This window comes from Paenibacillus sp. FSL R10-2736, from assembly GCF_038000245.1.
Taxonomy (GTDB): Bacteria; Bacillota; Bacilli; order Paenibacillales; family Paenibacillaceae; genus Paenibacillus_AQ; species Paenibacillus_AQ phytohabitans.
Map to the genome: position 1 here is coordinate 5,899,483 of NZ_JBBOBN010000001.1, position 20,219 is coordinate 5,919,701.

Here is a 20,219-nt window from a genome sequence, read left to right on the forward strand (position 1 = left end):
TAAGGATTAAGCCGCTGGTTCCGGGCATGAATGACACCTCCTGCTGATTTGTTAGAAGCAAGTATGCTGTAGAGTGCGGATCGGATGAGGCCTCTTGCACTATGTCCTATTCCTCCGCCAGCAGGTCCTTCAGCCGGAAACGGGTAATCTTGCCGATCTCCTGCAGCGCCTGATCCCATTCTTCCTGCAGGCTGCGGTCCACCCGCTCACGGATGGCGTTGATAATGTCATCTTTATTTTTGCCGCGCACAGCCAGAATGAACGGGAACTGGAATTTCTCGGTATAGGCGGCATTCAGCTCCGTAAGCTGCTTGAATTCCTCCGGTGTCAGCCGGTCCAGACCGGCCCCCTGCTGCTCTGCCGCCGATAGCGGAGTGACCTGCAGCCTTGTTGCCAGATCAGGGTGGGCTCTAAGCAGCGCAAGTACCTGGCTTCGATCCGCCCTCCGCGCCGTTTCCACCATAGTGTCATGCAGGTGCTGCACGGATTCAAATGGACGCTCACTATAGGCGCCTTCCGCAACCCAGGGCGAATGTTCGAATATACCTCCAAGGCTATCTACAAATTCCGGTTGTCCCATGCTGTTGATCTGTTCCAGTGTCACAATATCCGCAGGTGTATTCAATGGCTCATCCTCCATCCATCTAATTTGCATAGTTTAAATTCAAACATTCTTTAGGGTGAAAAAGGCCCATTTCCGCATTCAAGCCATCTACTTTGCCATCAAGATCTCTCAGTGATTTAAGATGTTCGAACTGCATGAAATGGACCATACCGGTATTACTCCATAAATCCGCGTGATAGTTATAGTACTTCCTGCTCGTGTAAACTTACTATCTTATATTGTACCTTCTATGCAGCATTCAGCAACTCAGAACCGCTGTTCACGGACATAAGGGGTTCCCAGCGATTCCGGCGTGCCGGAAGGCTTGTTGCGGTTGCGGTATCCCAGATACATCAGGACCAGAATCGTAACGACATAAGGAATCATTTTGAGGAAATAAGACGGCACCACACTGCCCAGCAGCTGTATGCGGAAGCCCAGGGAATCGAGTGCCCCGAAGAAGTATGCGCAGAAGAGCGCACGCAGCGGATTCCATCTGGCAAAAATCACCAGCCCGACGGCGATCCAGCCCCGGCCGGCCGTAAGGCCTTCATTCCAGGTCGGGGCATAGGCCAGCACCATGTCTGCCCCGGCAAGACCAATCAGTGCAGCTCCGGCTGTAACGTAGCTATAGCGGATCAGCTGTACACGGATGCCCATGACGTCCGCTGTAGCCGGATTGTCTCCGACTGCCCGCAGATGCAGGCCCCATGAGGTATGGTGGATCAGCAGATGCAGCACCAGCACCAGCAGCAGGCTGAACCAGGTCAGATAATCCATCCGGCCGAAAATATCCCCGATCACCGGAACCGACTTCAACGCCCCCAGATCCAGCTTGGGTGAAGTGCCCGGAAGCGGAATACCGCTGATAGACTTGCCGAGATAGGCGCTGAGTCCGCTGCCGAACAGCGTCATGGCAAGACCTGACATTGTCTGGTTCGCCCGGAGGGTAACTGTAAGGAAGGAATGCACCATACCCAGAAGCGCAGTAATGGCTACAGCCGCGAGCAGGGCAAGAATCAGATTCCCGCTGCGGATGTAGACGATACAGGTCGTCACCGCCCCCATCAGCATCAGCCCTTCCGCACCGAGCTGAATGATTCCGGCCCGTTCGGTCAGAATGCCTCCCAGTGTAGCCAGCAGCAGCGGTGTTCCGGCGGATATAGCTGCTATTAATAACTGTGTAGTGAAATCCATGGGTAAACTCCCTTCTCTAAGCGAATGCTGTTATGCGCTCCGGCGGATGCGGAAACGGTGAATCATGTCGCCGGCAATCAGGAAGAACAGGATCGCACCCTGCAGCATTTCCGATATGGACGAAGGCAGTCCGATGGTCTGTACACTATAGCCGCCGACGATCAGTCCGCCGAACAGAATGGAGGTGACAATCAGACCCAGCGGGTTCAGCTTGGCAAGCCAAGCCACGATGATTGCCGTATAGCCATAACCGGGTGATATCCCCTGCATCAGCTTATGTGTAACCCCCGAGACCTCAGCCATGCCGGCAATACCGGCCAGGCCGCCGCTGATCAGCATGACGATAATGATATGCTTCTTGATATGAATCCCCGCGTAGCGGGCAGCAGTAGGATTGGCACCGATCAGGCGCAGCTCATAACCCCAGCGGGTGAATTTGATCATCAGATAATAGATAAGGACGGCCACCAGCCCGAAGATCAGTCCGATATGCAGCCGCGTGCTTCCCAGGACCGGCAGCGACTGTGCAGCGGTGAACATAGGTGAACCCGGGAAGTTGAAGCCCTTCGGGTCCTTCCACGGTCCGAAGACCACATAGTCCAGAGCCAGCAGAGCCACATAGTTCAGCATCAGCGATGTAATCAGCTCGTTGACACCGAAATGCGTCCGCGGAACGGCGGTCATCAGACCCCACAATGCCCCGGCCGCCGTACCGAAGACAAGCATTAGCGTGATCGACCAGAACGAAGACAGATCAGGGAAATAAATCGTTACCGCTGTAGCCGCCATAGCACCTACAGTCAGCTGGCCTTCCGCCCCGATATTCCAGACGGAAATCCGGTAAGCCACCGCGATACCAAGTCCGCATAGCAATAGCGGAATGGCTTTTACCATGGTTTCTGTGAAGCCGTAGGAGGTTCCGAAGGCTCCGCGGAACATTTTTTCGTATACCACCAGCGGGCTCATGCCATTGGCGGCAATGAACACCGCACAGAGCAGCAGCGCCAGAATAACTGACAGAACAGGTGTCCACCACGGTGAACGGGTACGGCTTGAATCGTATTCCAGCCTGAGGGAGTACCATTTCCCGCTTTTCCCCGGTGAGGGCTCCAGCACTGCAGTATTGCTTCCAGTATTCGGACTCATACGGCGCTCCCCTCCATGTTCCGGATTCCGGCCATCATCAGTCCGATTTGTTCCCGGTCCGCATGCTCATGATCGCTTTCACCTATAATTGAACCGTTGTATATGACCAGAATGCGGTCAGACAATTGCAGCAGCTCATCCAGATCCTCGGAGATCAGCAGCACGCCGCTGCCGGAGCTCCGCAGCTCCATCAGCAGCTCGTGGACACCGGCTGTAGCGCCGACATCCAGCCCCTGGGTCGGATGAACGGCAACCATCAGCTTCGGCTGGTGGCTGACCTCGCGGGCGAACAGCAGCTTCTGCTGGTTTCCGCCTGACATCTGCTGCACCGGGGTATCCAGCTCCGGTGTCTTCACATTGAAGCGGAGGACCAGCTCCTGTGACCAGGAACGGTTCTTCGCAGCCTTCAGGAAGCCGAATTTCGAATGCTCATTACTGCGGTAAGACTTGAACAGCAGATTGTCAACGGAGCCCAGGCGTCCGGCCAGACCGCTCTTCATCCGGTTTTCCGGCACATGCGAGATTCCCGAATCGATGGCACCTCTCACCGAGGCTGTTTTTACAGGACTGCCGTCAAAAATAATCTCGCCCGTCTTCCACGTTCTAAGCCCGGTCAGCACCTCGGCCAGCTCCTTCTGCCCGTTGCCGGCCACACCGGCCACCCCTACGATCTCGCCTTCACGTACGGTGAGCGACAGGGCATCGAGCGCCTTGCGCCCATGATCGGCAGCAACATCCAGCTCCTTAACAACCAGCAGGGGTTCACCTGCAGTAGCCTCGCGCTCCTGACGGCTGATCGTGACTTCTCTGCCCACCATCAGCCGGGCCAGCTCCAGCTCATCCGTCTTGGCCGTCTCCAGAGTGGCAATCATTTTCCCTTTGCGCATCACCGAGATCCGGTCGGAGGAAGCCATGACCTCCTTCATTTTATGAGTCGTCATGATTACCGTCTTCCCCGTCTGCTTCATCACCTTGAGGGTTTCAAACAGCTGCTCCGCCTCTCCCGGTGTCAGCACCGAGGTCGGCTCATCGAGAATAATAATATCTGCACCGCGGTACAGGGTTTTGACGATTTCAACACGCTGCTGTTCACCGACAGACAATTGCCAGATCGGCCGGTCAACCGGAAATTTGAGGCCAAACCGTTCTCCGAGCGCCTCAATCTCTTCATGTTTATGCTTGATCCACTTGCTGCCACGCCAGAAAGACGACTTTTCGCCAAGCACGATGTTCTCCGCTGCCGTGAGACTTTGCACCAGTCTGAAGTTCTGAAATACCATGCCTACCCCGAGGAGTGCCGCATCTTTAGGAGAACGGATTTTGGCTGGTTTGCCGTGAATGAGGATCTCCCCCGCATCCGCCCTGTACACACCTGACAGCATACTCATGACTGTGCTTTTTCCTGCTCCGTTCTCACCAAGCAGCGCGTGAATCTCACCCGCATTTGCCGAAAAATCGACTTGATCGCTGGCCGTTACAGAACCGAACTTCTTCACTATCCCGCGCATTTCAACCGAATGGTCCTGCATTGTGGGAAGCTCCTTTCCTTTATAGTTGTAGTACGGGTGGGGAAGATTCCGACATACGGAACCCGCCCCACCCATAAGGCCGTGCTGTATTCAATTCAAATCAATTGTTATTGCGGGATGGTACCTTCTACTCCCTTAACCAGCCAGTTCATGGAAAGCACTTCTTCAAGCGTCAGCTTTTGGCCGTCTTGAACCACTACATTTCCTTTGTTGTCCGAGATCGGGCCGGTGAATACATCCAGCTCTCCGCTGATGATTTTGGCTTTGGCATCTTCCACTAGTTGCTTCACATCATCCGGAACCTTGCTGCCGAACGGCGCAAGCTCAACCATACCATCGGCCATATCGCCGGAGTACTGCTCGCTCTTCCAGGTTCCATCCATAACGGATTGAACGGCTTTTACGTAATAAGGGCCCCAGTTCCATACAGGGTTGGTCAAATAGTTGTCCGGTGCATATTTGCTCATGTCAGAGTCATTTCCTCCGGCAAAAGCTCCGCGTTCTGCAGCAGCCTGCAGCGTAGCCGGTGAATCCTGGTAAGCCAGCAGAACATCTGCGCCTTTATCCAGCAGGCTGATTGCCGCCTGACGTTCAGTAGCAGGGTCATACCAGGTGTTGGTCCATACTACATCCACTTTGACATCAGGGTTTACACTTTGTGCTCCCAGGGTAAAAGCATTTAGGTTATAAATAACTTCGCTGATCGGGAAGGCTCCAACATAACCAAGATGATTTTTTGTCGTCATTTTGCCTGCCGCGATACCGGACAGATAACTTGCCTGATAGTTTTTGCCGAAGTAAGTCCCCATGTTATCGGCTGTTTTGTAACCGGAGGCATGAAGGAACTTCACGTTAGGGAATTTACTGGCTACGTTCAAGGTGAAATCCATATATCCGAAGCTTGTGGTGAAGACAATGTCATGGTTCTGGGCAAGTTCAGTGATGATGCGTTCAGCATCGGCGCTTTCCGGTACATTTTCCACGAAATCCGCTTTAATGCCCAGTTCCTTCTCCATGTACAGGCGGCCTTGATCATGCTGATACGTATATCCGCCGTCACCCGGAGGCCCGATATAGACAAACGCAACCGTCGGCTTCTCTGCTGCCGGCTCTGTTGTTGCTGCTGCCTCGGTGGCTGCTGCCGCATTCGTTGCCGCAGGCGCCTCTGTGGCCGCCCCATTCGTATTCGACGCCGTATTGTTGTTGCCGCACCCCGTCAGAACCACCGCTAACAGGAACATGGTTACCAGGCTGAATTTAAATCCCTGACCCCTTCTTTTCATAATTCTCCTCCTCCAGGATATCTCTCATAATGGCTCCAGCCATTAATGTATCTCTACTATACTGAGACACAGCAGTTACGTAAATTTATATAACATAGCTTTGTGTCATTTTATAAGAATCGCTGTCGTTTTTGTGTTTTGTGCACTAGGATACCTTGAATTATGCTTAAAATATGTGATATTCCCTAACATAATTTCGGAAAATAGCGATTTCGCTGTCAGTTGTCCCTTGGCACACTCCATTCCCTGCGAATCTCCCCAAAGCTGACCGGCAGCTCCGCATCCGTGAAATCCCGTTCGGAATCACTCTGCAGCATCATTCCCTTGTAGCCGGGAGAATGAAAAATAGCCGATAACCCCCTATCGCTGTCCAGTGCCTGAAGCTCCGGAAACACAGATTTTGCGAACAACACAGGGGGATTCACCACACCTTCATTTATGCTTGCCACATAGTCGAGTCCGGGATTCTGCTCAAAGGCATCCGTCAGCCGGTTCACCAGCGCCGCAGGAATAAACGGCTGATCCGCGTGAGCGATGACAACGGCATCAGGCTGCAGCGATGAAATGGCATTCAGGCCGCACCGGAGAGAGAAGGACAGCCCTAAATGAGCCGTCAGGCAGGTCTCCGTACGCCTGCTGCTCCGGGAACTGGCGGGAGGTATCCATTTCAGAGGATCATCTGCCCGGACCACCACAATCAGCGGATCAAGCCCGCACCGCTCCAGCTCACTTAGCGTGGCTGCTCCAAGCGTTACTCCACCCGGCTGCCTCTGAGAGCCACTCCCGGTTACTGCTTCCTTGCTCCGGCTTGCCGCCAGATAGATTCCGGCTACTTTCAAGTGCACTCCACTCCTTCCGTTAATTTGCAGAGGCATACTACAGCTATTCACGTTCCAGCATTCTGCGGAACAGGAATACCAGCTTCAGCCTCATGAGATCATTGATTTTTTTGAAATCGACATCCAGCAGCTCACTAAGCTTCTCAATCCGGTAAGTGGCGGTATTGCGGTGGATAAACAGCTTCTTCGCAGTTTCATTCACATGGCCGTCATTATCAAGATAGACCTCCAGCGTATGGAGCATTTCCTTGACGTATTCCGGTTCACGGCTGAGCAGACCGCGCAGACTGCCGCTGCAGTATCTCTCCATCGTCTCCGCCGGGATCTGGTTCAGCAACAGATGGAGCTCAAGCTGCCGGTAATGCACCACATTTCCGTGTGCCCCCCACTGCTGGACCATCCCCATACATTCCTTAATCTCGGCAAAGGCTTCCTTCAGCCCTTCCGGCTTCACCTTCACTCCGCTGACGGCGGCCCGCGGATAATAGCCTTTATCAAACTTCAGATTGTGAAAACATTCATTAATCAGCTCCCGGAACTGCTCCGGGGCTAGCGGGCCTACCGGATAGAGGGAGAGCAATCCCTCTTCCATTATCAAATGAACCGCCTGCAGCCCATGCAGCACCGGATGCTCCAGATATTCCTCTTTCAGCCGCAGCAGCTCCGCCTGCCTTGCTTCTCCAGCAGCAGCTACATCGGTCAGCAGAAGCTGGAACGGGGCTTGCAGCAGCTGCACATCCAGCTTAAGCGCCGCCTGGGACAGCTCCGCACACGACAGCCCGCCGTTCAGACAACGCCGCAGCAGTCCACTGAATTCCCGGTGCTCGGCATGCTCGAAATAATCCTCAAACCCGGAATGGATATGATATGAAATAAGTTCAGCACCCTGGATGAACAGGCTTTCCTCGACCGGGAGCAGCAAAGGATCAATCCTGCAGTACAGAAGATAACCCGAGCATTTCTCGCCTTGCATCAGAGGAATCCGGTATCCCGAGCATTCGCCGATGCGGAAGCGCTGATTCCGGTTCTGCCAGGGCCAACCCTCCAGCAGCTGGCTGTCGGAATAACCTGAGTTATTGAAGACCGCTGCGCCCCGGGCGCTGATCACCGCCAGCGGATAGCCGATAACCTCAGAGACCGATTCGAGCAGCGGACGGCTACGTCCGGAACGCAGGGCGAAGCGCATAAGCTTGCGCTGCTTCTCCATAATGCTCTGCAGCACACTTGTGCTGCGCGAGAGTTCGGCACGGAACAAGCCGTTCATCTGATCGGAGAAGGTGAACTGGAACGGCAGCTCAATCAGCGGGAAATTCAGCGTTTCCGCTTCGGCAATCAGCTTCTCCGGCACCGCATCCCAGAAACGGCCCAGCTTGATGCCAAGACCCGCCGATCCGCGGCGGTTCAGCGTCTGCAGCAGTGCCGAGGCATCCTCGAGACTGTCTTTGATCAGATAGGCGGTAGTCAGCAGCATTTCCCCTTCTTTGATCCAATCCGAGATATCCGGGGCATCCATCACGTTGATGGATTTGACAATCCTGTGTTTCCCCTTGGAGCCTGCAATGAGTTTAGCTTCAGATAAAGGATAAATGGACAACGCTTCTTCAACCGTAAGATGCATGCCATCCCTCCTTCTATAGGTTCATCTTCTTTAATTCTTCTTTATGTTACTTTATGTAACATTATAGATAAAATGACCCTTCATGGAAAGAGGAAAGTGAAAATATAAACCATGAATGTCAGGTAATATCACGTAAGTCACAGAATTTTAACGATTGGGTTGCTGGAGGAAAATTAAATCATTACTTATTTTCAATCCAGTAAATCCTCAAGCACAGGTTTTAATCTGACGTACAAAATAGAAAAAGCCCCGTTTCTCCTCATCGGGAGAACTAGGGCTTGCTGTATGCAGTGCGATGTTAAGATGGATAGTCAGCTGCTCTGCGCAGCAGTTGGCGTCCTTCAGGACGACCCGGCGGCAATAAGCGCCGGTTTGGCAAATCCGCTGAGGGGGATCAACCGGGTAGCCGTGAAGCGTTCCGGACTGGAGGCCCCTTATTGGGCCGAATTATAGCCTTCCACAGGTTGTGAGGACTCAGATTCCGTTAATAAGCTCATTTCCCCTCATTCCCGGCTTCAAAGAACAAGATAACGGCTCCTGAGTCCGCAACCGGCAGAATAATAGGTTTTTGGGCAAAATAGGGTCTTCTGAGTCCGATTCACTCTGCGGCTGCCCGTTTGCTTAAGTATCGTCCACATGGTCAGCACATTCTTCTTATTACTCTCTTACTCTCTTACTCTCTTACTCTCTTACTCTCTTACTCTCTTACTCTCTTACTCTCTTACTCTCTTCCCAGTACTCAGCGTATCATTGCTTCCATACCTCCTGCACCCATGACAGGAGTTCGAGATCCTGCCCATACCCGCCGATAATGGACAGTCCAAGCGGCAGTCCGCCGGGTCCCGCCACCGGCAGCGTAACCTGCGGCAGCCCGGCCAGTCCGGCAATGCAGCTGAGCATCATGGCGCCGCTGCGGTTCAGCTCCAGCTGCGCGGGATCTCCGCCGCGCAGCGGCGCCGGGCCGGGCACGGTCGGAATGACGAGGCAGCCGTCATTCCCGAGCAGCCCCCGCAGCCGCTCCGCGAACTCCCTGCGCAAGGAGCGGGCCCCGCTGTGGTCCGCTCCGGCCAGCCCCGCCGCCCAAGTGAACCGGGCGGCAATATCCGGTCCGAAGACCGGCCGCTCCCGCTCAATCCACGCGCCATGCGTTGCCCATATCTCGGCGCCCTGAAGTTCACGGAAGACATCCATCCATGTCTTCAAGCCTTCCGGGGCAATCTCCATCACAGCAGTCTGCAATGCGGAACCTGTCTGAAGCCTATTCAGTCCCAGCTTCAGATAGCCGCCGCACTCCTGACCGGCTAATGACCAGCATTCCGGCGGGATGAACATCCGGGACAGCCTGTGCGCATTGGTTTGCTTGCCAGTTTGTTTGCCGGTTTGCATACCGCTTGGCTTAATGTTGTGCGGCTTGGCTTTATCGTTCCTCATATCGTTCCTCATACCGTTCCTCATATCGGCTGGTTCACCGTTTTGAGCATCCGTTTGCTTGTCCTTTTGAATCTCACCAGGCTGATCCGTCACCCTCACGGGCTGTCCCAAGAGCACCTCGCCAGCCTTCAGCAGCAGCTCCGCGCTGCCTGCAATCCAGCCTACCGTATCAAACCCCGGGGCCAGCGGGATTACACCCTCTATATCAACCGCTCCATGCGTTGGACGAAAGCCGTATACACCGCAATAGGCAGAAGGGACACGGACAGAGCCTCCGGTATCTGTGCCTAAGGCAAAATCCACACTGCCGGAGGCCACCGCCACCGCGGAGCCGCTAGACGAGCCGCCGGGAATCCGGCCCTCCCCGTGCGGATTCACCGGGGTGCCATAATGATAATTCTCCCCGCCCAGGCTGTACATCAGCTCATCCGTATGGGCTGCCCCGCGCAGCGCAGCTCCGGCTTGCAGCAGCCTGCTCACAGCCGGGGCATGGGCAGCCGCCGGTTCATGGGTGCGCAGCCAGTCCGGGTTGCCGGCGGATGAACGGTGTCCGGCTACCGCGAATACATCTTTAACGGTGAAGCTTAAGCCATGCAGAGCTCCGTGTCCGCTGCCGGGAACCGCAAGCTCCGGAACTCTGAACGCACCGTGATGATTATGTAGAGCCATGCTGTTCCCACCTTTCTTCCCGGACGGACCGGGTGCCTCTGTTTCCTTACAGCTACCGTTAATCCGCTACCAGCCGATGGCTGAACCGTCACAACGCGGGTCCGTACCGCCGCTGCGGTAGCCGTTGCCGTCAATCGAGATGGCGTGGGCATGGCCCATAATCCCATCGTAGCTCCCGACCTCACGGACCAGATGACCTGCCTCCGCCAATTCGGCCTGCACATGTCCGGCTACCCGGTTCTCTATCTTCAGCTCCTGGGTAGGCTCTCCCCAGGTTCTGCCCCAGACGAAGCGGGGTTCATTCACTGCCGTCTGCGGGTCCATGCCGTAATGAAGCATCCGGGTCAGCAGCAGGGTCTGGGTCTGGGGCTGACCCTCGCCGCCCTGCGTGCCATACAGATAGGCCGGCTTGCCGTCCCGGCAGGCCATCGCCGGCATCAGCGTATGGAACGTGCGCTTATGCGGCTCCAGCGTATTAATATGGCCGGGATCAAGCGAGAAGAATGAGCCTCTGTTCTGCAGCAGAATCCCTGTATCTCCGGCCACAACCCCGGAGCCGAATTCGAAATACAGGCTCTGGATGAACGAAACCGCGTTGCCTTCCCCGTCCACGACCGCAGCATAGGCCGTATCCCGGCCTACCGGCTCACTGCCGATAGCCAGCGCCTGCTGCGGGGAGATGGATGCCGCCAGCTGTGCTGCATACCCCTTATCCAGCAGCTGATCCAGCGGAATCCTGCTGAAGGCCGGATCGGTCAGCACCCGGTCCCGGTCGCGGAAGCTCAGCTTCAGCGCCTCCGCCAGCAGATGATAATATTCATACGAGCCGTGCCCGATGTCGGCAAAGTTATAACGCTCCAGTATATTGAGTGCCATAAGCGCTGTGAAGCCCTGCGAGTTGGGCGGAACCTGATAGACCCTGTGCCCGTGGTAGTCCGTAGACAGCGGCTCTTCCCAGTTCCCCCGGTGATCGGCGAAATCATCCCGGGTGAGATATCCGCCCGACGCCTGCATATACTCACTTATCTCTTCCGCGATCTTTCCCTTATAAAAAGCATCCCGGCCTCCCGCGGCCAAGGCCCGCAGCGTCCCGGCCAGCTGCCGCTGCACAAACCTCCCGCCCGCCGCCGGAATCCGGCCGCCGGGAAGATAGATCGCCGCTGCCTCAGGAGACAGCGCGGCTCCGGCCAGAACGCTGCCACCGTGCTGGTCCGGTGACAGCGGAAATCCATCGGCGCAGTAGCCGATTGCCGGCTCCAGCACCTCAGCCAGGGTCAGCCGTCCATACTCACGCTGGACGGCCTCCCAGCTGTCCGCCATTCCGGGTACCGTAATGGCGCTGCGCACACCCCGCCGCGGGATGGCCATCTCCCCCGCGTAACAGTCCCTGCGGACGGCGTAGCCGGATCGTCCGCTGCCGTTGTAGGCCCGGACGCGCCCTTCACCGGCGCTGTAGCCCAGCCAGAAGGCGTCGCCGCCGAGCCCGGTCATATGCGGATAGACTACAGCCAGCGCAGCGCTGACTGCAACCGCCGCATCATAGGCGTTGCCGCCTTTGACCAGCATCCGCGCTCCGGCGGCGGATGCCAGATAATGGGGACTGACAACCATCGTTTTAGTGCCGATTACAGGTCCTGTCGTCAAGCTGACCATCTCCCATTCCGGTGTCGTTCAAGTTAGTGTCATTTAACAGTACGCCCGAAACCTTTGTCAATCGGTTCCGGGAAACCGTAAATTCACGCTGTTATTTTTGTGAGCCATGCACAAACTTTACGTCCATAAGAGCCTGTAATATAGAACCGGACATATGAATTGTATAGAATAAGCTGATCAAGCGGCCAAGCACCATTCCGCGCTGCGGAATCCACTTACGAAATGGGGCCTATCCTCTAATGAAAACCACCGGTAACGAATACATCCAGATTGCTATGGCTATGTCCAGAACAGGCATCCTCGGCTATGGCGGCGGACCGTCCGTCATCCCGCTGATCCGGCATGATGCCGTAACCCGCTATGGCTGGCTGAGCGATGAGGAGTTCGGCGAGACGCTTGCCATTGCCAATGCGCTGCCGGGTCCGATCGCTACCAAAATGGCCGCTTACCTCGGCTATAAGCTAAAAGGCGTCCGGGGAGCCATCCTCTCCGTGCTGGCACATATCTTTCCCAGCGGAATTGCGATGATCGCGTTGTTATCTGCCGTAAATTACTTAAGCGGTTCCAAGGTTGTAGCCGGAATGATCGCTGCGGTTTCCCCTGTGATTGCGGTTATGCTGGGAATGATGGCTTATGAGTTTGCCCGGAAGGCTTTTAAGGGCCTTGGTGTAATGATCGGGGCTGGCTTCCTGCTGCTTACCCTGGTGCTGCTTGAAGTGCTGCATCTGCATCCGGCCATAGTCATCGTGCTATACCTCGGCTATGGAACGGTCCATTACCGGATACTTGCGAAACAGAACAAAGGGGGAACCGCCTAATGGAATGGCTCAAGCTGATCTACGGGTTTTTCATGGCTAATCTGCTCGGCTATGGCGGCGGCCCCTCCTCCATTCCGCTAATGTACGAAGAGATCGTGCCGCATTACGGCTGGCTGACCGATGAAGAATTCTCCAATATGCTGGCGCTCGGCAATGCGCTGCCCGGACCGATCGCCACCAAAATCGCTGCTTATGTAGGCTACGATGTCTACGGCTGGCCCGGACTGGCCGCTGCACTGCTGGCGACGATTGTCCCTTCCGCTGCTGCGCTGATCATCCTGCTGAACGTGATGCAGAAATACAAGCAGTCGCCTGTCGTCAAAGGCATGACGCTGCTTGTCCAGCCGGTTATCGCCATTATGATGGTTGTGCTTACCTTCAAAATGGCCAAAGGCCCGGCAGATTCCATCGGCATCTGGCAGACCCTGATCATTGCCGCAATAGCCTTCTGGGCACTGAAGCACTTAAAACTCCACCCCGCGCTGGTTATTCTCGCTGCTTTTGCCTATGGAGGGCTGGTGCTGCAGTACACGGTCTAGCTGACTCTCACGTTCCCCCTGGCTGATAACCTTCTCCGCAGCCGACGCTCACTTCAGAATATATTGCGACAGCACCGCCTGCACCTCATAGATATTGACGGACTTGTTGAAGGTTTTCTTCAGCGGGACCGCCGCACCGGACACATAGAGGCACAGCTCCGCATCGAGGTCGAAATGTCCGGCCGTTTCCACCGAGTAATGGGTGATGCTCTTGTAGGGAATCGAATGATATTCCGTTTTCTTGCCGGTCACCCCCTGCTTATCTACGAGGATCAGACGTTTGTCCGTAAAAATAAACATATCCCGGATCAGCTTGTAGGCGCGTTCGATCGTTTCCTGCGGGGCCAGAATCTGCGCATATTCCCGCTTCACATCTTCCAGCGGGACCTGGGAAGCATTGCCCAGCAATCCGTTAAAAATCGCCATCATAATCCCCTTTTCCTATAATAGATTGGCAGCAATTCCTCCTCCGCCATAGTCCATACTACTTGCGGATTTATGGATTTATACCAGAGCAAGGGGATTTCCCTCTTGCTTATTCCCGGCTTATTGGTTAAAATGACTTTAAATTTAGAAGAAGGAGGTGTAGGAGAATGGATCACAATCGGACCAATAGTGTTAGCAGCCGGCTGATTAATATTATGGCTGGCATCGTTCATGTAAATGCCCTGGACGGGAGAAGTCTGTCCATTTACACGAACTTAATAACACTACAACATTGTGAAATGCCTTTCTCGCCTACACTTCAACGGATCTCATAAACCGGAGAATACTCAGGCCGCGGGGAAATTTCCCTGCGGCCTTTTTATGTTGTTTTGTAGCCAGGGCGTTCCTATAAAAGGAGAATAACTATGATCATCTCATGCCAAAATGTCCAAAAATACCACGGTGCCCAGCTCGTCCTGGAGAACATCACCTTCGATATCCGCCAAGGCGAAAAAATCGGCCTGATCGGCCGCAACGGCTGCGGCAAGACCACCCTCTTCCATCTGCTGAGCGGGGAAGAACGTCCCGATCAGGGACAGATCTCCATCCGCCGGAACAGCGTCATCGGACTGCTCGCGCAGATCCAGGAGGTGAGTGACGATGAAACCGTATATGCGGTTCTGCAGCGCAGCTTCGCCGAGCCCTTGCAGTGGCAGCGCCGCCTGCGGGAGCTGGAGCAGACAATGTCCGCTTCCGGTGCAAGTGACGATGAACAGACCTGGAACCGGCTGCTTAAGGAATACGGCAACCTGCAGGAGAAATTCGAAGCCGCTGGCGGATATGAAATCGAATCCTCCATCAGCCGTATTGCCACCGGACTTGGCATTGGAAGCGGCCAATATGACCGCCGGTTCTCTTCCCTCTCCGGCGGGGAGAAAACCAAGGTCGGCCTCGCCGAGCTGCTGCTGCGCCGTCCCGATATTCTGCTGCTCGATGAGCCGACCAACCATCTCGATATGGATGCTATCGAATGGCTGGAGCAGTTCCTGCAGAGCTATGACGGCACTGTGCTGGCCATTTCCCATGACCGCTATTTCCTCGATGCCGTCGTTAAGAAGGTCATTGAGATCGAAGACGGGGAAGCCTTCACCTTCCATACGAATTACAGCGGCTATCAGGTCGAGAAGGAAGCCAGACTCCTGCAGCAGTTCGCCGATTATCAGGAGCAGCAGAAGAAGATTAAGCAGATGCAGGAGAGCATCAAGCGGCTGATTGAATGGGGAAAGCTGAATCCGCAGAACGTTTCGTTCCCCCGCCGCGCAGCTTCCATGCAGAAGGCGCTGGACCGGATGGTCAGAGTCAAACGTCCGGTTCTGGAGCGCAAGTCCATGGATCTGCAGCTGGAGCAGGATGACCGGACCGGCAATCAGGTCGTAATCCTTGACCAGATTAGCAAAGCCTTCGGAGAGCGTAAGCTCTTCTCGGCAGCCAGTGACATTCTCAGATATGGAGAGACTACGGCACTGATCGGCGGCAACGGCGCAGGCAAAAGCACGCTGCTGCGGATTATTCTAGGGCAGGAAGCCCCGGACAGCGGCAGCTGTACGCTGGCCTCCAGAGCCGTTGTCGGCTACCTGGCCCAGGAAGCTGTACCGGAGGAGAACGGCCAATCCGTGCTCCGTTATTTCCGCGAGGAAGCAGGGCTTGAAGAAGGAGAGGCCCGCGGGCAGCTGGCCCGGTTTCTCTTCTACGGCAGTGATGTGTTCAAGAACATCACCAATCTCTCCGGCGGAGAATGGACACGGCTGCGCTTCGCGGTGCTGATGCACCGCCGTCCGAATCTGCTCATTCTGGATGAGCCGACCAACCATCTCGATATCGATTCCCGCGAAGCGCTGGAAGAGGCGCTGGAGGAGTTCCCCGGGACCGTGCTGGCTGTATCGCATGACCGTTATTTCATTAACCGCTGCTTCGCAAAGCTATGGAATATTGATGGCGGGCGTTTCTCATCCTTCTCCGGGAATTATGAATATTACAAGGAGAAGCAGGCTGAGAAAGCCGCGGCTGCCGAACGGCAAGCTGCAGCTGCAGCAGGGAGTACGGCTGCTGCCGTCATTAAGCCCCGTCCGGCCGATGGTACCGCATCCGCCGCTCCTTCCCGCAAGCCGCGCCCGGCCGTCTCCTGGGAGCAGGACATTGCTGCTGTTGAGGCTCAGCTCAGTGTTATCGACGGCGAGATGCTGAACCCGCTATTTGCCAGCGATTCCGGGAAGCTGGCTGAGCTTATGACGGCGCGGGATGCCGCGCAGCAGAAGCTGGATGACTTGTATAGCAGCTGGTTAAGCGAAGCGGATAACTCTTAATTCGTTTATGTTAATTCTTTTGCATTTATTCTTTAGACTGATTTCTAATCCCATAACAGAGGTGAGCAAGGTGACATTAACCCCGGCGATAGCACAATACTGGGAGTCTTATCTGCAAGACCATCCTGAGGCAGCGGAGAATTTCGACAGCGCCTGGGCTTTTGGCGACAACCCCCGGCTGGCCGATGAACTGCTGGAGCTGGTCCTGGCTGGAATCAAGACCGGAACGGCACAAAATTATGAGTTAAATGAAGCACACGGTACGCCTCTGCCCTTTGCGGGCGGGCTATCCGTGCTGCTGGACAGTACGGGGCAGCCGCGCGGAATCATCGAGACTACGAAGGTTGAGATTGTTCCGTTTGCGGATGTAACGGCTGAGTTCGCGTATTCTGAAGGGGAGGATGACCGCAGCCTCGAATCGTGGCGCTATAACCATGAAGTGTTCTTCACCAGAGAGCTTGAGGGTGAAGGTAAGCCATTCGACCCGGGTATGCGGGTCATCTGCGAGACCTTTCGACTGGTGCATATCAATAAAGAACTGTAAATCCTAGCACTTAAAAAGGCTGCTTCTTCGTAACCGAAGAGGCAGCCTTCATTGTATAGTTGCAAGTTAGTATAAGGTTAGAGCTTCAGCGATGAATCTTAAAATTTCCAGATGCCCGTAATCCAGCCGATAACCGAGATCCATAATGGAATACTGATTAGGACGCCCCATACCAGGCCGGTGGCAATATTACCTTCTGCAGGACGTGTTACACCTTCCTGCGTCAGCGGAAGTCTTAACTCTTCTTGTTCCATGCGATCCCCTCCTAAAATTGTTATCGACACAGCAGAGGAAAAAATGTAGACCGCCTGGCCCAAAAAGTTGTGTTTCTGATAAATTTTTAGATATAAAGGCTCAGCGGTTGATTAATGCAAAGGCTTACATAAATAATATTAACCAATTTTTGTCTACTTTAAAACTTATATACTCCTGGTCATCTATTATATGCAGTACTTTAGTCCAATATTACTGCCTTTTCAGGATTATGTAAATATTGGAACAATGTGTGCAGCTGCTCCGCCGTATTGCGCTCCTCAGACAGTTCAGGCAAGGCATCCTCGGCAAAAAATCCTACCCCGCTTGTCTCCACACCCGCTTCCGCTGACCCGCCGGTAATCCGGCACAGGATGAACATTTTGTAGACATGATAAGGCTCCGGGGGATGCTGGTGAAACTTCTTGTCCAGCACAGCGAGCAGACGTACGGCCTCTGCCTGATAGCCGGATTCCTCGGCAATCTCTTTCACAACCACCTCGCTCGGAGACAAGCCGATGTCCGCCCAGCCTCCGGGCAATGCCCATTTCCCGTCCAGCTTCTCGTGTACCAGCAGAATTTTGTTATCCTGAAAAATGACTCCGCGGATATCCACTTTCGGTGTGCTGTATCCGCCCTCTCCCGCGAAAGAGAGCCGGATGCGTTCCTTGCTCTCATACGTATAGTTAGCCAGAATATCTACACTCAGCTCCCGCAGCGCCTGATAACGTTCGATATCATATACATCCTTGGCATAGGTCAGACCTGTCTGGGCAATCCCCTGTATTTCTTTGGCCCAGGTTAACCATTTCTGTTCCATAAGTACACCGCCTCTAATCAGATATGGGATAGAACATACTTTTACTGAACTCCAGCAGCTCCATTCATCCTATTAGCACTACTCACAGAGCATCAGATGACGGGAGAACGCACCTTTCTTCGCAATACAGCGGTCGATGATCGTAAAGCCGGCAGAATGAATCATTTCATCCATCGCTTCAATCGCCACAATTACAACCCGGTCAGCAATCCGGCGGGTATTGGTGAGAATGGCAAACTGCTCCTCAGGGGTAATCCGCGAATACAGATTATAAGGCATATCCACAATAGCAACATCGTAATGCTCCGTAATGTCGGCAATATCCCCGAGCGTGACTTCACTCTCGAAGCCGAAATGGGCGATATTCGTCCGCGCTCCGGCAGCAATAAGCGGGTTAATATCACGTCCTACAATATCGATTCCCATAGACAGTGCCTCAACCATTACTGTACCAATCCCGCAGCAGGGATCTATCATCTTCACTCCGGCTATGCGGGGAACCGCCATATTGACCGCCGCCCGTGCCACCCGCGTGCTGAGTGCTATGGAGTAACTGCGCGGCTTTTTCATCTGCCGGAACCAGGTTGCCTTATTCTTATGATAAGCGCCGAAGTACCAGCGTCCGCCCAGCGTTACAATTCCATACACCAGCTCCGGATGATTCACATCCGCCTCGCCTTCAATCCGCAGGCCTATTTCCCGTTCAATCACTCTGCGCTCATCGTATTCAACTTTATGCTCAGGTGCCAGATCATTCGTCTTCACAAAAATAACTTTAAAGGTCTTCCCCTCCAGCTCCACCTGCTCCGTCTGCCGGTAGATTTCCGGGAGCGTGTCCCCTTCATATATCACATCAATCCGCTCTTTGATAAAAGGGCTGCGGCTGACGTCCACCCGGGTCCCGCTTGAGAATATAGCCGGCGGGATCTCCCGTCCAAACAGGCAGCGCAGCTCCATACCGCATAGGGATGTCTCATCCTCAGAATGGGCGTACGTATAGATATAAGACCTGTTTCCGGCCTGGGGCATTTGTGCTTCATATTCAAGACTTGCTGGTACATTCGCTGACACTGTTATTCCGCTCCTATCGCTTCCGCCGCTGGCGGCGCTTCTGTTTCTGATTCTATACTCAACTTTTCCGGGCTATCGGCCGGCTCAACATCCTCATGCCCGCTATCATAGCTGATCCTTGCCTTGGCGATTTCGCCACGGTTTCCATTCACCCATTCTACCAGTAAAGTCAACGGGCCAAGAAGAGATTCACCCAGTGCTGTAAGACCGTACTCTACAGTTAAAGGGACTGTGGGTGTGGCCTTGCGCCAGACCAGCCCATCACGTTCCAGATGGCGGAGCGTCTGGGTCAGCATACGCTGAGAGATACCGCTCGAACGGCGCTGCAGTTCCTTGAAACGCAAAGACTGCACACCAAGGTTCACAATAATCAGCATACTCCATTTATCGCCAACACGGTCTAGGATCTGCCGGGTAACCGTGCAATCCTCCAGCGTAGTAAGCTGCTGTACCTGTAGCCGTTCATTCGATTGATTCTTCAAGGTAGTTACCTCCATGTAACCTAAGCAGCTAATAGTGCCTTCTTGCCGCTTAAGCTAACTAAGTCTATCATGGTTACTGTTAGTAATCAACAACCTGAAAGGAACTGATGAACCATGAAAACTATCGCTATCGTAGGCGCAGGACCGGGTCTGGGATTATCTATCGCCAAGAAGTTTGGTGCACATGGCTTCCGTGCCGCTTTGATCTCCCGCAACGCGGACAAATTAAATAATTTAGTAGAGGAACTCGCAGTATTGGGCATTGAAGCCGCTGCCTTTCCGGCAGATCTCTACAATAAAGAGCAGCTGACCGCTGCCTTCCAGGACATCAAAGACAACTACGGCTTCATTGATGTCCTTGAGTTCAGTCCGGCCAGCGGCAGCTATCCGCCGACTCCGGCAACGCAGGTTACGGAACAAATTGCCCTTGACGCGTTCCAGTCACAAGTCATCGGCGCGATCCGCAGTGTGGAGCAGGTGCTGCCGGAGATGCTGGAGAAGAAAACCGGCGCTATTTTATTCACAACCGGACTGTCCTCCCTGTACCCGATTCCGATGATGGGCAATATGGGTATAGCTCTCAGCGGGCTGCGCAACTATGCGATGAACCTGCATTCGGATCTGGCACCGCAAGGTATTTATGTGGCCCATCTGGCTATCGGCGCATTTATCAGGCCGGGAACTGCGGCCGATCCGGATCTGATTGCCGATGCATGGTACAATCTGTACGCTGGCGGCATTGAGGCCGAGGGTACCTTCCCCCAAGGCGTTACACCGGCCACCATCCTCTGGTAAGCGTTTTGAACAAACCTTTTTGATCCCTAATGATATCTCCAGTATAATGGATGCATTACACTGCCGAACCTAAGCCCGTCCGGACCTGTTATCTTGCCCTGGCATGATACGGGTCTTGGCGGCATTATGCAGCGATTCCA

At 54.4% G+C, this 20,219-nt stretch carries 20 protein-coding genes; 6 read left to right on the forward strand and 14 right to left on the reverse strand.

All coding sequences use genetic code 11. From position 1 onward, the window contains the following. Positions 1-106: 106 nt before the first annotated feature. From uraD to NSQ73_RS25155, 7 genes are all read right to left on the reverse strand, one after another. Positions 107-625 (reverse strand): 2-oxo-4-hydroxy-4-carboxy-5-ureidoimidazoline decarboxylase, encoded by a 519-nt coding sequence (gene uraD / locus NSQ73_RS25125; RefSeq protein WP_340988604.1) that lies wholly within the window; start codon positions 623-625, stop codon positions 107-109. A 246-nt stretch (positions 626-871) separates the two neighbouring features. Beyond that, positions 872-1,801: an ABC transporter permease gene (locus NSQ73_RS25130; protein WP_039301426.1), complete on the reverse strand. Its 930-nt coding sequence runs from the start codon at positions 1,799-1,801 to the stop codon at positions 872-874. Between the two features lie 30 nt (positions 1,802-1,831). Next, complete coding sequence (locus tag NSQ73_RS25135) at positions 1,832-2,947, reverse strand: ABC transporter permease (protein ID WP_152679797.1); 1,116 nt, start codon at positions 2,945-2,947, stop codon at positions 1,832-1,834. Beyond that, positions 2,944-4,476: an ABC transporter ATP-binding protein gene (locus NSQ73_RS25140; protein WP_340988605.1), complete on the reverse strand. Its 1,533-nt coding sequence runs from the start codon at positions 4,474-4,476 to the stop codon at positions 2,944-2,946. The genes NSQ73_RS25135 and NSQ73_RS25140 overlap by 4 nt, the downstream gene beginning before the upstream one ends. A gap of 107 nt (positions 4,477-4,583) precedes the next feature. Then, a complete protein-coding gene (locus NSQ73_RS25145) occupies positions 4,584-5,759 on the reverse strand; it encodes a BMP family ABC transporter substrate-binding protein (protein ID WP_340988606.1) in 1,176 nt (391 codons plus the stop codon). Positions 5,760-5,977: 218 nt separating this feature from the next. Continuing rightward, positions 5,978-6,598: an NTP transferase domain-containing protein gene (locus NSQ73_RS25150; protein WP_340988607.1), complete on the reverse strand. Its 621-nt coding sequence runs from the start codon at positions 6,596-6,598 to the stop codon at positions 5,978-5,980. Between the two features lie 43 nt (positions 6,599-6,641). Next, the gene (locus NSQ73_RS25155) at positions 6,642-8,216 is read right to left on the reverse strand and encodes a PucR family transcriptional regulator (RefSeq protein WP_340988608.1); all 1,575 of its coding nucleotides are present in this window, start codon (positions 8,214-8,216) and stop codon (positions 6,642-6,644) included. Positions 8,217-8,501: 285 nt separating this feature from the next. Here NSQ73_RS25155 and NSQ73_RS25160 point away from each other — a divergent pair, with 285 nt between their 5' ends. Continuing rightward, positions 8,502-8,669 carry a hypothetical protein gene (locus NSQ73_RS25160; RefSeq protein WP_340988609.1) on the forward strand — a complete coding sequence of 56 codons (168 nt, stop codon included), beginning with the start codon at positions 8,502-8,504 and terminating at the stop codon, positions 8,667-8,669. Between the two features lie 294 nt (positions 8,670-8,963). Here the strand turns inward: NSQ73_RS25160 and NSQ73_RS25165 are convergent, their stop codons facing one another. Both NSQ73_RS25165 and ggt read right to left on the reverse strand, forming a co-directional pair. Further along, positions 8,964-10,316 carry an amidase family protein gene (locus NSQ73_RS25165; protein WP_340988610.1) on the reverse strand — a complete coding sequence of 451 codons (1,353 nt, stop codon included), beginning with the start codon at positions 10,314-10,316 and terminating at the stop codon, positions 8,964-8,966. 66 nt (positions 10,317-10,382) lie between these two features. Next, positions 10,383-11,927: a gamma-glutamyltransferase gene (ggt, locus tag NSQ73_RS25170; RefSeq protein WP_340989405.1), complete on the reverse strand. Its 1,545-nt coding sequence runs from the start codon at positions 11,925-11,927 to the stop codon at positions 10,383-10,385. 281 nt (positions 11,928-12,208) lie between these two features. Between ggt and NSQ73_RS25175 the strand changes: the two genes are divergently transcribed. Both NSQ73_RS25175 and NSQ73_RS25180 read left to right on the forward strand, forming a co-directional pair. Then, positions 12,209-12,787, forward strand: coding sequence for a chromate transporter (locus NSQ73_RS25175; protein ID WP_340988611.1), 579 nt, complete (start codon positions 12,209-12,211; stop codon positions 12,785-12,787). Further along, on the forward strand, positions 12,787-13,326 hold the full coding sequence (locus NSQ73_RS25180) for a chromate transporter (protein WP_039301448.1): 540 nt from the start codon (positions 12,787-12,789) through the stop codon (positions 13,324-13,326). Before NSQ73_RS25175 ends, NSQ73_RS25180 begins: the two co-directional genes overlap by 1 nt. A 48-nt stretch (positions 13,327-13,374) precedes the next feature. Here NSQ73_RS25180 and NSQ73_RS25185 read toward each other — a convergent pair whose 3' ends face one another. Then, positions 13,375-13,752: a PH domain-containing protein gene (locus NSQ73_RS25185; RefSeq protein WP_039301572.1), complete on the reverse strand. Its 378-nt coding sequence runs from the start codon at positions 13,750-13,752 to the stop codon at positions 13,375-13,377. Between the two features lie 425 nt (positions 13,753-14,177). On the opposite strand from NSQ73_RS25185, the gene abc-f reads away from it, so the two are divergent. Then, positions 14,178-16,115 (forward strand): ribosomal protection-like ABC-F family protein, encoded by a 1,938-nt coding sequence (abc-f, locus tag NSQ73_RS25190; protein ID WP_340988612.1) that lies wholly within the window; start codon positions 14,178-14,180, stop codon positions 16,113-16,115. A gap of 70 nt (positions 16,116-16,185) precedes the next feature. Continuing rightward, on the forward strand, positions 16,186-16,659 hold the full coding sequence (locus tag NSQ73_RS25195; protein ID WP_340988613.1) for an ASCH domain-containing protein: 474 nt from the start codon (positions 16,186-16,188) through the stop codon (positions 16,657-16,659). Positions 16,660-16,757: 98 nt separating this feature from the next. Here NSQ73_RS25195 and NSQ73_RS25200 read toward each other — a convergent pair whose 3' ends face one another. From NSQ73_RS25200 to NSQ73_RS25215, 4 genes are all read right to left on the reverse strand, one after another. Then, positions 16,758-16,913 carry a hypothetical protein gene (locus NSQ73_RS25200; protein WP_156122990.1) on the reverse strand — a complete coding sequence of 52 codons (156 nt, stop codon included), beginning with the start codon at positions 16,911-16,913 and terminating at the stop codon, positions 16,758-16,760. Between the two features lie 200 nt (positions 16,914-17,113). Continuing rightward, positions 17,114-17,731, reverse strand: a complete 618-nt coding sequence (locus tag NSQ73_RS25205) for an NUDIX hydrolase (RefSeq protein WP_340988614.1) — start codon at positions 17,729-17,731, stop codon at positions 17,114-17,116. Positions 17,732-17,809: 78 nt separating this feature from the next. Further along, entirely contained in the window at positions 17,810-18,760 is a 951-nt protein-coding gene (locus NSQ73_RS25210; RefSeq protein ID WP_340989406.1) for a TRM11 family SAM-dependent methyltransferase, read from the reverse strand. 44 nt (positions 18,761-18,804) lie between these two features. Then, positions 18,805-19,284, reverse strand: a complete 480-nt coding sequence (locus NSQ73_RS25215) for a winged helix-turn-helix transcriptional regulator (RefSeq protein ID WP_340988615.1) — start codon at positions 19,282-19,284, stop codon at positions 18,805-18,807. Between the two features lie 114 nt (positions 19,285-19,398). Here NSQ73_RS25215 and NSQ73_RS25220 point away from each other — a divergent pair, with 114 nt between their 5' ends. Next, a complete protein-coding gene (locus NSQ73_RS25220) occupies positions 19,399-20,079 on the forward strand; it encodes an SDR family NAD(P)-dependent oxidoreductase (RefSeq protein ID WP_340988616.1) in 681 nt (226 codons plus the stop codon). Positions 20,080-20,219: the final 140 nt, after the last annotated feature.

Excerpts from the sequence above, each read along its gene's own strand:
- NSQ73_RS25130 (WP_039301426.1), bottom strand. The coding sequence starts at position 1,801 with ATGGATTTCACTACACAGTTATTAATAGCAGCTATATCCGCCGGAACA.
- NSQ73_RS25180 (WP_039301448.1), top strand. The coding sequence starts at position 12,787 with ATGGAATGGCTCAAGCTGATCTACGGGTTTTTCATGGCTAATCTGCTC.
- NSQ73_RS25160 (WP_340988609.1), top strand. The coding sequence starts at position 8,502 with ATGCAGTGCGATGTTAAGATGGATAGTCAGCTGCTCTGCGCAGCAGTT.
- NSQ73_RS25210 (WP_340989406.1), bottom strand. The coding sequence starts at position 18,760 with ATGCCCCAGGCCGGAAACAGGTCTTATATCTATACGTACGCCCATTCT.
- NSQ73_RS25140 (WP_340988605.1), bottom strand. The coding sequence starts at position 4,476 with ATGCAGGACCATTCGGTTGAAATGCGCGGGATAGTGAAGAAGTTCGGT.
- NSQ73_RS25175 (WP_340988611.1), top strand. The coding sequence starts at position 12,209 with ATGAAAACCACCGGTAACGAATACATCCAGATTGCTATGGCTATGTCC.
- NSQ73_RS25145 (WP_340988606.1), bottom strand. The coding sequence starts at position 5,759 with ATGAAAAGAAGGGGTCAGGGATTTAAATTCAGCCTGGTAACCATGTTC.
- NSQ73_RS25220 (WP_340988616.1), top strand. The coding sequence starts at position 19,399 with ATGAAAACTATCGCTATCGTAGGCGCAGGACCGGGTCTGGGATTATCT.
- NSQ73_RS25185 (WP_039301572.1), bottom strand. The coding sequence starts at position 13,752 with ATGGCGATTTTTAACGGATTGCTGGGCAATGCTTCCCAGGTCCCGCTG.
- ggt (WP_340989405.1), bottom strand. The coding sequence starts at position 11,927 with ATGGTTGTCAGTCCCCATTATCTGGCATCCGCCGCCGGAGCGCGGATG.
- NSQ73_RS25205 (WP_340988614.1), bottom strand. The coding sequence starts at position 17,731 with ATGGAACAGAAATGGTTAACCTGGGCCAAAGAAATACAGGGGATTGCC.
- NSQ73_RS25200 (WP_156122990.1), bottom strand. The coding sequence starts at position 16,913 with ATGGAACAAGAAGAGTTAAGACTTCCGCTGACGCAGGAAGGTGTAACA.
- NSQ73_RS25155 (WP_340988608.1), bottom strand. The coding sequence starts at position 8,216 with ATGCATCTTACGGTTGAAGAAGCGTTGTCCATTTATCCTTTATCTGAA.
- NSQ73_RS25165 (WP_340988610.1), bottom strand. The coding sequence starts at position 10,316 with ATGGCTCTACATAATCATCACGGTGCGTTCAGAGTTCCGGAGCTTGCG.
- abc-f (WP_340988612.1), top strand. The coding sequence starts at position 14,178 with ATGATCATCTCATGCCAAAATGTCCAAAAATACCACGGTGCCCAGCTC.
- NSQ73_RS25135 (WP_152679797.1), bottom strand. The coding sequence starts at position 2,947 with ATGAGTCCGAATACTGGAAGCAATACTGCAGTGCTGGAGCCCTCACCG.